12 protein-coding genes and 1 pseudogene are annotated in these 13,322 nt (G+C 58.5%); 8 read left to right on the forward strand and 5 right to left on the reverse strand.

Translation table 11 applies throughout. The features are described 5' to 3' along the window. Positions 1-3 precede the first annotated feature (3 nt). From G7048_RS27300 to G7048_RS27310, 3 genes are read right to left on the reverse strand one after another with little or no spacing between them, the layout of a single operon-like run. Entirely contained in the window at positions 4-927 is a 924-nt protein-coding gene (locus G7048_RS27300; RefSeq protein WP_166071629.1) for a hypothetical protein, read from the reverse strand. Next, the gene (locus G7048_RS27305; RefSeq protein ID WP_166071630.1) at positions 927-2,918 is read right to left on the reverse strand and encodes a hypothetical protein; all 1,992 of its coding nucleotides are present in this window, start codon (positions 2,916-2,918) and stop codon (positions 927-929) included. Before G7048_RS27305 ends, G7048_RS27300 begins: the two co-directional genes overlap by 1 nt. Positions 2,919-2,927: 9 nt before the next feature. Then, positions 2,928-3,839, reverse strand: coding sequence for a hypothetical protein (locus G7048_RS27310; protein WP_166071631.1), 912 nt, complete (start codon positions 3,837-3,839; stop codon positions 2,928-2,930). Positions 3,840-4,359: 520 nt separating this feature from the next. Between G7048_RS27310 and G7048_RS27315 the strand changes: the two genes are divergently transcribed. From G7048_RS27315 to G7048_RS28640, 8 genes and pseudogenes are all read left to right on the forward strand, one after another. Continuing rightward, the gene (locus G7048_RS27315) at positions 4,360-4,728 is read left to right on the forward strand and encodes a helix-turn-helix transcriptional regulator (protein WP_166071632.1); all 369 of its coding nucleotides are present in this window, start codon (positions 4,360-4,362) and stop codon (positions 4,726-4,728) included. Then, the gene (locus G7048_RS27320) at positions 4,700-5,185 is read left to right on the forward strand and encodes an SRPBCC family protein (RefSeq protein ID WP_166071633.1); all 486 of its coding nucleotides are present in this window, start codon (positions 4,700-4,702) and stop codon (positions 5,183-5,185) included. The genes G7048_RS27315 and G7048_RS27320 overlap by 29 nt, the downstream gene beginning before the upstream one ends. A gap of 11 nt (positions 5,186-5,196) precedes the next feature. Then, the gene (locus G7048_RS27325; protein WP_166071634.1) at positions 5,197-5,604 is read left to right on the forward strand and encodes an SRPBCC family protein; all 408 of its coding nucleotides are present in this window, start codon (positions 5,197-5,199) and stop codon (positions 5,602-5,604) included. Between the two features lie 274 nt (positions 5,605-5,878). Further along, positions 5,879-6,388, forward strand: coding sequence for a DUF1993 family protein (locus G7048_RS27330; RefSeq protein WP_166071635.1), 510 nt, complete (start codon positions 5,879-5,881; stop codon positions 6,386-6,388). A 267-nt stretch (positions 6,389-6,655) separates the two neighbouring features. Then, on the forward strand, positions 6,656-7,873 hold the full coding sequence (locus G7048_RS27335) for a nucleotide-binding protein (RefSeq protein ID WP_166071636.1): 1,218 nt from the start codon (positions 6,656-6,658) through the stop codon (positions 7,871-7,873). Positions 7,874-8,183: 310 nt separating this feature from the next. After that, the gene (locus G7048_RS27340) at positions 8,184-8,738 is read left to right on the forward strand and encodes a hypothetical protein (RefSeq protein WP_166071637.1); all 555 of its coding nucleotides are present in this window, start codon (positions 8,184-8,186) and stop codon (positions 8,736-8,738) included. Positions 8,739-8,769: 31 nt separating this feature from the next. Further along, a pseudogene (gene mobH, locus G7048_RS28635) lies at positions 8,770-9,903 on the forward strand (MobH family relaxase); the annotation flags it as partial. Between the two features lie 950 nt (positions 9,904-10,853). Beyond that, positions 10,854-11,243 carry a conjugal transfer nickase/helicase domain-containing protein gene (locus tag G7048_RS28640; protein WP_240933384.1) on the forward strand — a complete coding sequence of 130 codons (390 nt, stop codon included), beginning with the start codon at positions 10,854-10,856 and terminating at the stop codon, positions 11,241-11,243. Between the two features lie 261 nt (positions 11,244-11,504). Here the strand turns inward: G7048_RS28640 and G7048_RS27350 are convergent, their stop codons facing one another. Both G7048_RS27350 and G7048_RS27355 read right to left on the reverse strand, forming a co-directional pair. Next, entirely contained in the window at positions 11,505-12,689 is a 1,185-nt protein-coding gene (locus tag G7048_RS27350; RefSeq protein WP_166071638.1) for a S9 family peptidase, read from the reverse strand. Between the two features lie 20 nt (positions 12,690-12,709). Then, positions 12,710-13,267, reverse strand: a complete 558-nt coding sequence (locus G7048_RS27355) for a VOC family protein (protein WP_166071639.1) — start codon at positions 13,265-13,267, stop codon at positions 12,710-12,712. Positions 13,268-13,322 lie beyond the last annotated feature (55 nt).

The following is a 13,322-nucleotide window of genomic DNA, read 5'->3' on the forward strand; positions in this document are numbered from 1 at the left end:
TCTTCACGTCACCTCAAACCAGTGGGTTCGATGGACGCCACGGGTGCGGCCGGTCTTGCGCTCTGGATGGTCGTAAACAGCCCGCATGGTCTCCCGTTCCACGCAGTAAAGCGCGGCGCCGATTGCCGCTGGCTTGGTCCCGAACGGCGCTACTGCCAGACGGTTGCAATGGCTGCCGGCAAGGCCACGGTGAACCTCCTGCAGTAGCATGAAGGCACTCCGAGGATTGTTCGCACCGCTGAATCGTACCGAAGGGCTGTGCTGCTCAATGAGCCGAGTGTTGGCCAGCAGGGCGTGCATGTCCCAGGTGGCCTGAAACGGCGGAATGCCGAATACGACGGTGACATCGGTATAGAAGTGTCCGTCATCTTCGCTGAGGACTCTGGACAGGCGCGCCCCTTCAAATCCAAGGAATGCCACCAGATGGGCTTTGCTCCCTCCAGAGAGCATGGGCGTGAAGGCGGGTATTGCGTTCTTGGCCCGAAAGGTTGACGTGAGGTCGAACGCGCTGCCAGGTACAGCCGCCTCTTGTGGCGGCCGGCGCACGTACTCGGTGGGTTCTGTATAGATGAACACGCAGCGTGCCGAGGTGAAGGTCAACCGCCGGTACGCGAGAAGGATCAGCGCAATCTCTGGAAACTCCATCGTGGTTGCGTCGATGGTAATGCTCGTTGCAGGAAACTTGCGCGGCAAGTCTTGCAAATCATCGGCTCGGAAAACCTCGCCGCCCACGGTAAGTTCAAAGCTCTTGGGATTGTACTGAACCATTGCTGACATGCGCGCTAGAGCTCGTGTATGCGGCACAGAGAATCTGCTGCGGTCATCCAGATCTTCGCGGCCAAAGAATGCCATGTCGAGGGTGCCAGCCGCTTGCGCAAGGTCGGCGGCATCCACCACATCCTGTCGAATGAATCTCATGGCTGCCATCAGAAGAGTTGTCCGGTACTGCTCTGGGCGGTACGCTCGGGCTCGACCAGCTCCTTCAGCAGCGACTCAAACGCCAGCGATGACTGAGACAGGATGGTGTTGACCTGCGTGGCCTTGAGAGTGAGCTTTCTTCGCTTGCGGTAGCTCACACCAAAGCGAGGTGCGAAGATGCGGTTGAGAACCCAGTCGGACTGGGCCACGTCGTAGTCGCGCTTGTTCTTGGTATCAGGCTCTTCATAGAGCACCGACCAGGTCCGGGCCTCCTTGAGCACCAACAAGGCGTCCTCGCTCAGCCCTTCCTTGTCCGCATGGTCGATCGAGAAGTGATTGACCTCGGGCTCGCTCTGGCTCGGCCTTCGGTTGAGAGCTTCAAAGATCGCACCTAGGCGGCGCACCATCTCGCGCAGCCTTTCTCCATGCAAGCCCAGTTGAGGCACGTCTTCGAACATTGCATCCGAGACCTGGCGGGCTGCTTGGGCTTGCTGCTTGTAGCTCACGGGCTCAATGTCATTGCGATCTGAATTCTCAAACTCGAGCAAGAGCGTCACATGGCACAGCTCCTGGAAGTAACGCAGGCTGGGGCGGGCGAGTTGGCAGAAACGATCAAAGCCAGCGTAGAGCAGATTTTCGCGCTGCGGCAGGCCTGCGTAGAGGTGGAAGAGACACCCATAGAGGTTGTTGTCCACCCATCCCCCAACCTTGTAGAACGGATCACCTGGACCGTCGCCCTTGTCATCCTTGAGTTCAATAAAGGCATGCAACGCGGCCGAGGGATCGCTCGCACGGTTCACGAGGGCACCGAGCACGACACTCGCCCTGGGCTTGGCAGCATCGACCAGTGACGCACCCGTGTACTCCTTCTTGAGCCCATGTCTGCCCAGCCCCTTGTCGATCATCTCGATCAGACGGCGCTTCAGCGGATCGTCGCGGAGTACCTCACGCGCGATGTCCGTGGAGGTAAGGCGAGGAAGAAGCTCGCGCACACGGCCGACCACCTTGGTCCGGTAGTCACTGGTCAGTCGATAGGACAGGTCCTTGCGATCGTAGAGCTTTTGCGGAACGAAGGCTGGGCAGTCGAAACTCACTCCCTTGAGGTACAGCCGCAGCAAAAACAACTCGGCAGCGAGCAACTCGAACTCTGTGACTGAAGACAGCAGCTCTTCGAGGTCGATCTTTCGCAGGTCGTGCATCTCGACAATTCGCTCGTCGCTGCTCGTCTTGAAGTCTGTCACTGCTCCGCGCTTATGCGCGATGTGGACGGCCAGGCGCAGGTGGGGGTGCTTGATGGAGTCGCAGATGACCATGCGTTGCACTTCAACGAGATTCTCGAACTCGTCGATGAATGCTCGGAAGGACAGAGCTTTCAGGCGGGGCGATGACCGCGCCAGATCTTCGGCAAGCCTGGGCAGCACTGTGGCGAACGACAGAAACATTGGCTGCGCGTAGCTTCTTGGATTGCGGACCCAAAGGTCGAGCTCGCTGAGTCTCAAGTCGACAAAGGTGCCAAGCTCACTCACGGTTGAGACCTGCTGGTTGAACTGCAGCGCGAGCGCAGGGCTGATCCGCTGAGACATCACATCCAATGGGCCGGCTGCAAGGTCGGCAGACGCGATGTTCAAGAGTGCCTGATAGGCCTCCGCCAGCAGTTGGAGAGTGACGTAGTGCGAGAACGCCAGCCGGGACTGTTCAGGGCCTAACCAAGAGGACGTCATGAGAGAGCAGAAGCCGGTATCGGGGCGAAGGTACAGCCCAACGCTCTCCAGTGCGGAGTCGTCGATCCCCAGCTTCTTCGGACTGAAGGTAGTGCTGTGGCAGAAATGGCGGATGAACATCGTCTTGCCGCAGCCTCGGCCACCCAAGATGCGCACCGATTTAGTGTCGGCGAAGATGCTGATGCGGTTGAAGAATGGCGGAACGATGAACTGGTCCGAGACGTCGGCTGGCAGTTGCTCGGCCCGGTTCTTGAGGAATGCTTCGGCAAGGATGGACACGCGTTCTCCCTAGCGATCAAAAAGGGGTTCCCACTGCGCCGATCGAATCGACAGCATGGGCAGAGAGTTGTTTGGAACAGCATGCTCGAAAGCCACAAGCAAATCCAGGCAGTGGGGAGTACTGGCCGGAATGCCATTTCGCGCGCACAACTTCGCGACATGGTCTCGCACGTTTTGCACGGTGTTGGCTTGGTCGACGCCCCATATATGGGGCGCGGTCGCTGATCCGCGAAAGAACTGGTGGCTGCTGTCGAGCGTCTCCACGGCAAGGATCTGCAGCCAGGGGAGCGCCTTCTTCAGGTTGCTCAAGCCTTGACCAAATGCGAGCAGGGGGCAATAGACCAAGCACCGCTTCTTCGAGTGTTCTTCGAGCTCGTAGTGGCTTGCGAAGCTCTTGAACTGCTGACCGGAGCCGACCAGATCATCGATGAAGATGAGCACTTTCACGTCTTCGAGTAGCTCCTTCAGCCGTTCGGGTCGGCAGAGCAATGGCTTTGCCACGTTCAGGTGGCGCTTGAACTGGCGAATCATCACAGCGCCGCTCTTTCCAGGCGTCTTCTCGAAGGCGCCATCCACCGCCACGATCCGAATCGGCGACTTGGCGGTGCCATTGTTCAGCGCTTCGTAGATGGTTTCCAGATCCGCAAAAGACCATCCGCCATGCTCGCGCAAGACGCGTGGGAGCTCGCATTCCATGAGGTGCTGGAAGGAGCTCTTTACCATCGCGTCAGAACGATAAGTCAAGCCATTGAGAAGATGGGCCGCGAGATACTTGTCCTCGAGGGATACAAAGTTGGCCAACCAGTTGTTCAGCCGGATGGGATCGATCCCTGTGATGATGCCTTTGCGCAGCAGCAGCCGAAACCGTAGGTCGACGTCCTGAAAGAAGCCTGACTGGTCTGTGGGTACATGAAATGCCATTCTTATGGTCTCCCTGCGAGTGCAGTTTATCTTCAATGCTGAGGGCACCCGCAGCATCACCGCCGAAAATGACCAACAGTGGTCGCCCAAAGAGCAGGAGCTGATGAGCACCTGAGGCTAATTGCGGCCCTTCGCGAAGTCCATCACGAGCGTCTGCAACCAGCCTATTCCACCCGCTGAGGCTCCGAAGGCATTTCGGGCGACGTGCTCAATTAAGTTTTCGGCCTGGGAGATCCACGCGGCAGGTGCCTGTCTGCTTCGAGGCAGGCAGCGTAATGCTTTTGTCGCTGCACCATCGCCTGGAGATTCTTTCCGGCCTGCGCTATGACGTCCGCGACATGAGCTTCCACATCTAAAGCCGCCTTGCACCGCGCAGTAAAGCTCCTGGCGGATTGCATCAACTCGACTTACCTTTTCGCCTGCAGCCCATATCTGTGTGGCACCGAGAACAACCTTGTTTGTCGATGCAGGCTGAGTAGGGGACTTCCTTGGATTGTGGTTTAGCCATATACTTATCCATATGGCTAACTATTCAGTCTCTCTGAACCAGGTATTCCATGCACTGGCGGACCCGACCCGGTGTGCCATCGTGTGTGCGCTGATCGGCGGAGCCCAGACCGTGTCGGCATTGGCGGCGCCTTTTGACATGGCGCTGCCATCCTTCCTGAAGCACCTGACGGTACTGGAGAGCAGCGGCTTGATCCGCAGCAGCAAGCAGGGGCGCACACGCACCTGTGAACTGGTGCCGGAGGGGCTGCGCCAGGCAGAGCAGTGGTTGGCCGAGCAGCGCGCCATGTGGGAGGCTCGATCCGACCGCATGGCTGCATTCGTCGAACGCCTTCACCAAGAGGAGCAACACCATGCCCAACAACGACGCCAACGCGGCTGATACCCGCGATCTGGTCATCATCCGCACCTTGCGAGCACCGCGCGCGACCCTGTGGCGGGCCTGGACAGAGCCCGAGCTGCTGAAGGAATGGTGGTGTCCCAAGCCCTGGACCACTGAGGTCCGCGCCTTCGAACTGCGCCCCGGCGGCGCCTTTCACACCACAATGCGCGGCCCCGAGGGCGGTGTCAGCGACAACCCTGGCAGCTTTCTGGAAATTGTGTCGCAGAAGCGCCTCGTATTCACCTCCATGCTGCTGGGCGGCTGGCGTCCACACGTGCCCTGGATAGGCTTCACGGCGGTCATCACGATGGAGGACGAAGGGGCCGGTAGCCGCTACACGACCCGCGTGATGCACCCGGACGATACCGCCCGCGAGCAGCACGAGAAGCTCGGCTTCTTTGAGGGTTGGGGCACCGTCATCACCCAGCTCGATTTATTCGCGCTCTCCCTTCGTTGAAAGGAATCCCCATGCAGATCACTGTTGAAACCACCGTTGCCGCACCGGTCGCCCAGGTCTGGAAGGCCTACATCACGCCCTCGGACATCATGCGCTGGAACGCCGCGTCCGACGACTGGCACACCACGGCTGCCACGGTCGACCTGCGCGTGGGCGGCGCATTCTCATCCCGCATGGAGGCCAAGGACGGCAGCATGGGATTCGACTTCGCGGGCACCTACACGAAGATCGAGGACCGGCAGTTGATCGAATACGCCTTTGGCGACCGCGCGGCGCAGGTGACGTTTACCGAAGGGCCGCAAGGCGTGGCGGTGCACGTGCGTTTTGATGCGGAGAACGAATTCCCGGTGGAGCAACAGCAGCAAGGCTGGCAGAGTATTCTGGATCGTTTCAAGGCCTATGTGGAAGCCCATACCTGATCCCAGGATCCATGCGCATGCGCCGAGGCGTAGCCAGTTGCATCGAGACTGCTTGTGTCTGAAGCGAGACCTGTACGGCTACCGAGACACCGTTGAGTAAATGTCCGGAATTAGGACGCGGCAGACCCTGGCAAGGCAACACGAACGTCTCAGGTCAGCCTATAACGACTTCAAGAGAGAAGGGCAGTCCTTTTGCTGTTAGCCTTACTCGGTCGGCAGGGCCTCTGCCATGTCAACCCCGGCCATCGTGCCTCATTTGAAAAGAGAGACCTCTATGACAAGTCCGCTGTACATCGCCTCAGTTCCCGTCTTGCAGCAGATGCTGCGTGCCTTGTCCGATGTGCTCAAGAAGGCCGAAGACCACGCGACACAAAAAAATATCGATCCAAATGCGTTGCTGCAGGCGCGGTTGTTTCCCGATATGTTTCCGCTGATACGTCAGGTGCAGATCGCCTCGGATTTCTCCAAGGGCATCGCCTCCCGCCTCGCTGGTGCAGAAGTGCCATCTTGGCCCGACTCGGAAGCTAGCTTCGCCGACCTTCAAGCGTTGATCTCCAAGGCGCTGGTCCATCTGGAAACTTTCAAGCCCGAGCAATTTGATCTCAGCGAAAGCCGCGAAATCGTATTGCGCCCCGGCACGCCCAAGGAAAAGAAACTGATCGCGAGTACATATCTTCTGCATTACGGTCTGCCGCAGTTCTTCTTCCATGTGACTACGGCCTATGACATCTTGCGCCACAACGGTGTCGAGATTGGCAAACGCGACTATATGGGTGCCTATTAACACGAGCGGCGTCACTCGGTCACCGCCTCTTGGTCGCAGCTAGCGCCTCCATTGCTGCGCAAATCCAGCAAATGGTCGATAGGGGTGCAATTTGCTCAACACCGCTTCAGTTTCGCAGCGGAAGCGGTCAATGAGTGCCCTGCGAGGCCACAGTACCAATTACAGTGCGGTCACTGCTATATCGGGCACTACGCGAAGCGAATGTCCGGTCGTTGGGTAACGACTGACGGCACTCGCTAAGATGACGGATTTGCCCGCAGCGACATTATGAAAATCTTCTGGTCTTGGCAGTCCGACACACCAGCGGCAGAAGGCCGCAACTTCATCAAGACATCTTTGAGCGCAGCCCTAGCCCAGTTGGCCAATGAGTTTGAGTGGTCTGAAGCCGAGCGTGCGGAGCTTGACCATGACACCAAAGACGTTCCTGGCTTAGCTCCTATCGCAGACACGATTTTCGAGAAGATCGACAACGCGACCATCTTTGTCGCGGACATCACGCCAACGGGAGCGACGCCAGATGGCAAGAAGAAGACACCAAATCCCAATGTTCTGATCGAGCTGGGATATGCGCTCAAGTCACTAGGCCCACAGCGCGTTGTTTTGGTTGCCAATGGCGCCGGTGGATTCCGACCGGAAGACCTCCCTTTTGACCTACGCCATCGCCGCGGGCCAGTAACTTACGACGTTAAGTTGGATGCCGACAAGGCCACAAAGGACAAAGCTATGAAGGCCTTGACCAGCGACCTGGCCTCTGCACTGCGAACGAATCTGAAAAGCATAGCTACGCCAGTTGGCGAGGAATTCCCTCTGCATCCTTCGCTGCAGGAAGACCGCGCACTCTGGTTCGACCGTTCTCAATCGATAGGTTTGCACGACAACGAAAAGGGGATGCTTCGACAGGGGCCTGCCTTAGCCTATCTCCGCGTTTCGGCTTCGGGCTGGTCTGGCGAGAAGCCAAGCAGGCGCACCATCAAAGACTTGGGCATCGCAGCGTTTGGCGAGTGGGCAAATGGCTCTGGGCTAGTGCCCAATGAACTGGGCGTACTTGCTGGAGGGTGGCATCGGAGCACAAGTGAGGTCAGCGCCCTCACGCAGTGGTTCGATAAGACAGGCGAGATTTGGGGCGTCTCCCCTGCATATGGGTTCCAAAGCAAGGGACGTTTGCAGTTGGCCACCGTAGCTCTCGCTAAGCAATGGCGCAAGCGACTCCGCGAATGGATTGCACTTTTCAAGCGGCTGGGTGCCAATGGCCCCTATCGCGTAGAAGCTGGATTGACGGGCATCCAAGACATTTACTGGCCGGTCGATTTCGATTTCTTCGAGCTTCCGAGATGCTTGGATCCGGAGGTGGTGATCGTGCGCAGTGACAAGGAATGGGATGAAGCGGCACAACTGCGATTATTGACCGACGTCTTTAGCAAGATCTGCGACAGCTTTGCAATGGAGAGGCTTCAAAGCAGCGAAGTGGCCGACATGAGCGCTTAACTGTCATTGGCAGGAGCAGTCTCGCTGACCGCTTACAGCCTTTTCCTGTCGTTCGTAAACGTCCCCCGAACAACAACTCATGGTCGAGAGCGTCAGTTCGCAGACACACCACCACAAAGCTGTTGCGACTTGGATTGGTACTTCTTGAGTCAGCAGACGACTGCCTCACAAACAATGCGACAAACCGATCTGTGACGTTTTTGGGTTTGAGTACCAGAACTCCATCGCCATCGCAAGCGGATTCCTTCCGCCAGTGAAGCAGAGGTTAGGGAGGAGGGTACCCGTGGTGACTCCCTACATTGGGGTCACCATGACCTCCTTCGACCTGCACCAGCCCGTCCTCGAATCGCAATTCAAGTCGCGCCAGCCCGAAACGGAATTCCCGCATTTCGGGCGCGATGCGCTTGATCGCAACCACGCGGTTTTCAGCATCATCGAGCACCTGAATGCCTTGCATCTCAATGACTGGGCACCTCATCTTCTGGGCTGGCTCTCGCACTATGACGGGCTGGAGCTGTACGCCGAAGACGATCCGCATGTGTGCGTACGGCAGGTTCTTTTCCATCTGCGCGTCCGCATCCGTTCGAGACAGGAGCTGCCATCTCAACAGATCAAGGAGATGATCGTTGATCGCATTCTGGACTCGAACTTTGTGTACTACCGCGCCCATTGGGGCATCGATCTCGTGGCCGACGAGAACTCCCGCGTCTGGCGTCCGCTGGAGCAAAGCTGGTTCAACTTCCTGCAGGAGGGCGATCCCCATGCGCCGCTCGAAGCGCTTCACATCTGGATGACGGACAAGCATCCCAAACCCACGATGACGGAGCTGCGCGGCCATCTGCTTGGGGCAGCAACGTCTCGATGATGAGCAGGTCAGGTCCTGCACAGGCATGAGCATGCGTGCTTTCACATCGGCATGGTTCACGCGTTTCAAATCGCTGCTCAAAGCACCGCCGATCCATGCTTCCGAGCCTGCGCAGAATTCACCAACTCCCATCCCATCGCCAGCACAACCGATTCCGATTGCAGGGAGAGAGCAGGGCTGGTTGCGTGTACTGCAAGCAGATGAGTTGATCACGCTGGTCCAGGCCCAGAAGGCTGTTCGGCAGATGTGGCATCAGTCACGTTTGGCCCAAGTGGTCTTCGAGCGAGATCTTCTGCCAGCCGTGCATCGCTATGCAGAGTTTGTCCAACTCATGCCCGCATCCGAAGCGCACCACCATGCGCATGTGGGTGGTCTGCTCGCGCATACGCTGGAGATGGTGCTTGCCGCGATGACCTGGCGCAACGGCCACTTTCTGCCCACCAATGCGCCTGCCGAGCAGATCGATGCAGAGCGCGATCAGTGGACCTACGTGGTGTTCTTTGCCGCATTGCTGCACGACATTGCCAAACCCATGACGGATCTGCGCATTCTCTGGCGCGGTGGATCCATGACCGAGCCCTTGCGCTGGAAGCCCATCGCCGGCTCGATTTCATCGGTCGCTGATGGCCGTCCGGATGCCGAATACCGCGTGGAGTTCGAGCCCAAGTCTCAGCGTGACTATCAAGCCCACAGCCGGTTGGCGCTCACCTTGCTGGGGCAGATTGCGCCTGCTTCGGCGCTCACGTTTCTGTCGCGCACGCCGCATGCGTTTGATGCGCTCACACAATATCTCTCCGGCCATAAAACAGGCTTGCTGGCCGATATCGTCAAGCGGGCCGATCAGGCTTCGACCAGCAATGCACTGCTGCACGGCAACAAGGCCAAGTTTGCAACATCGAATGCCGTTCCGCTCGTGGATCTGCTGATGCAGGCGCTCAAGACCATGCTGCTGTCAGGCACCGAACTTCCGCTCAATCGCAGCGGTGCAGCGGGTTGGGTGTTTGACGGCTCGATCTGGTTTGTGGCCAAGCGCCTGGCCGATACCACCCGCGCATGGATCAAGTCACACACGCCCGATGAGTCCATGCCGGGAGAAGCCAAGAACGACCGGCTGTTCGACACCTGGCAGGAGTACGGCATTCTGCAGGTCAATCCGCAAACGGGCCAGGCGATCTGGCATGTGGAGGTCTTCGGCCAGACGCTGCAGGAAGAGGGCGGGCGACCAGAAAGGGAGGAGGGCAGCCAGCCCGAGCACCAATATCGTCATCAGTTGTCGATGCTGCGATTTCCGCTGGACAAGCTCTACGATGATCCGGCGCAGCATCCGCCGGGCATGGCCGGTCACATTGAAGTTCGGGCAAAACGCAGTACCGAAACGGCTGAAGCGCCCGCTCCGCAAGCTGATACAGAGGCAAACACCACTGATGAGGAGGTCGCGTCTACTCCTGGCGCGGTGGGTCACCCTGATCCTGATTCGTCAGCGAACGGCACATCCCAAAAGTCTGCTGCAGTCAAGACGTCGGCCAAACCTGCGGCATCTCCGCTGGCCAAAGCCAAATCACAAGGTCTGCCAGCTCCCGCGTTCAACAAGCCCAAAGCGGTCACTGCGTCTGCATCCAAGCCTGATTCGACCGCGTTGCCCAAAGCTTCAGCATCACACGCCGAATCTCAAGCTGCAACGAAGCCATCCGATGACCTCCGATACGACCCTGCATTCCCACCATTGCAGGATGGCGTGGATGGGTTTGACTGTGCGGATGACGGGTTCCTGGATGACGAGGAATCTGCCGCAGCAGTCAAAAAGTCCGACCGCAAAGTCCCTAAATCCGTTCCAACCGCACGCTCGCCTGAGCCAGCTGGCCCAGCTATTGCACAGGACAGAAGCAAGGCCAAGCCAATGGTCACAACACCTGTAGCACCGGCCCAAGAGTCAAAACCTGCGCCAGTTCCAAAGACTGTAACAAGTACGTCGGCACCCGCCAAAGCACAAAAACTCTTCACCCAATCCGGCGCAGCCCAAACCAGCACCGGCACAACACCCGTCGTGCTCACGCCCAGATTGCCGGTTCTGCCGCATGAAGTCGCAGCCAAGAAGAGAGAGCCAGCGAGACCGCGGTGGAGTTCATCCGCTGGCTCCAGCAAGGCCTCGCCAGCCGCGAGATCAAGTACAACGAGACCGGCGCGCCCGTGCATTTTGTGGAAGAAGGCATGGCGCTCGTGTCGCCGATCATTTTCAAGCTGTTTGCCTGCCAGACAGGACCCGAGGATCAGGCCGATGCCACGGGCCTGCAGGTGCAGCGCGAAGTCATCAAGGCGGGTTGGCACCGCATGGCACCGGCCTCGGGCAGCGGCAAGGTCAACATCCTGCGCTACCAAGTGATCGGACGCGGCAATGCCGTGGTGGCCCGACTCGCTGCCGTCGTCCTCGTCGATCCGGACCGGTTCGTCCTGCCCGTGCCACCAGCCAACCCCGTGCTGAAGCTTGAAAATGTGCACGCCGTTTGATCCAGGTCCCGCCGTTTCGGAATCCGACTGTTTGACACATGGGGCACTTGCTGCTATCTTTTCCAAAACGGTGCAGTTCAACCTTGTTCAAGCAAGAAGCGCTGTGTATGTGAAGGATTCGCGGGTTCTGAGCACCCGCTTTTTCAGGCGAAATCTACTAGATACGATTAAGATTATGTTAAATATAATCTTCTCGTATCCGGCAATGACTAGATCTGACGAGGGGACGATCCAGTCAGCTTTCCGCCCTCTTCCAGCCGCTCAGCTCTTGCAGAAGCCTCGTTCCTGCAACCAGTCGAGCATCAGTTCGACCGTGTTTTGCATGAGTTCGGGTTGCCCCACAAAATAGTGACTCGCGCCCTTGACCACGTGCATCTGCTTGTCACGACTTGCCACTTCGCGATAGACCATGTCTGTGTGCTGTTGCGGGACGGCGTCGTCGGCGCTGTGTTCGAGTGCGAGAAACGGCACGGTGATGCTGCTTGCGCATTTCACGCCGTTGGCGTTCGTGTCGGCAAGTGACCATTGCGACAGCCAGGCACGCAGTGTCGAGAAGCGCGCCAGCCCGATGGGGCCGCTGTTCGCCGTTTCGGGAACGCCCATGTAGCACATGCCGATGGGACGGTCGTTGGGCTCCAGACTGCCATCGAGAAATCGCGGGTCGGCCATCGTGCGGTGCATCATGAAGCCGCGCTCCACTTCCTTGCCGTTCTTGCGCTTGAGGTCCGTGAGCATCTCTTTGACCCAGGCGGTTCTGCGTTCGACGCGTGCCTTTTGTGCGGCGCGAAAACGCAGCATGAATTCGGCGCTGTAAGGCGGTTTGATATCCGCGTTGTAGATATTCAGGCTTTCGTCGAGAACTTCCGGGTTGTTCTCGTCGATGACGCTGGGATCAATCCAGTCTTGCAGCACCAATGCCCGAGAGACGTGGGCGGCCTGCAGGATGAATGCGTCTGCTGGCAGCAGGCCCGCGGTAGTGAGGTCGTAGGGATCACCGGCCGGGGTATGGGTGATGGTGGGCTTTTCGGCCTGTGCCTGGTAGAGCAGCGACAGCGAACCGCCGCCGGACCAGCCACCGAGCACGACGTTTTGGTATCCCCAGTCTTCTTTTGCGTGTCGGATGTACGCACCCATGTCGCGCACCACGTGCTCCATGATGAGCGCGGTGTCGTTGCGGGCATAGCGGCTGCCTGCGCATAGCACGTGTACGCCATTGGCAGCCATCGCGTTGGGCATGGGCAGCAGCTGCAAGGTGCTCGCGGGGTGCATGTAGATCATCAAGGTGTCGCTCTTGACCCCCCTCGGCATGTAGCGCACGCCTTCCAGGTGCACCACGCCTTGCTGACCTGAAAAGCCGTAGACCGTCTTGAACTGGGCTGCTTCCGAGTAATGGATGTGCACCCATTGCGCATCGACTTCGTGACGGGTTCGTTGAGTAGATGTCATGACCTGTCTGCCTTTCGTTGTTATTTGCTTGCCCGGCGAGTTTGCTTTTCCTGAGTCCATGCATCGCATTTCGCGCGGGCGGTTCGATGGGCTTCGCTCATGTATTCGTCGCCCACGCTCTGGATGGTCAGCTCGAGGCGAATGCCATTGGGGTCAAAGAAGTAGATTGATTCCACAAAGTGGTGATCGGTCACTCCGAGCACTTCCACCCCTGCTGCTTCCAGGCGCGCTTTGGCGAGATCCAGATCTTCGCGATGGGGCACCCGCAAAGCGATGTGCGTGACCCACGCCGGTGTATTGGGGGACGGTTCTGCCGCCTGATCGTCACCCAGGTCGAAGAATGCAATGCAGGAGCCGTCTTTCATCTGGAAGAAAAGATGCACGTAAGGGCAATGCTCGCCGGTGCTGGGAACGACGTCCGCGCGGATGATGTGCACGAGCGGCATTTCCAGCAGATCTTCATAGAAGCGGCGGGTTTCTTCAGCGTCTTTGCAGCGCCAAGCGCTGTGGTGCAGGCCCAGTACGGAAACGCCGATGGGCTGTACTGCGGTGGTGTTGGAGAGTGTGGAGTTGGTCATGGATCTGCCCTGAAGAGTAGTTCGAAGGATCGATGGAGATGGAATGCCTGCTGTT

Origin of the sequence: Diaphorobacter sp. HDW4B, from assembly GCF_011305535.1 — a bacterium.
Classification (GTDB): Bacteria; Pseudomonadota; Gammaproteobacteria; order Burkholderiales; family Burkholderiaceae_C; genus Diaphorobacter_A.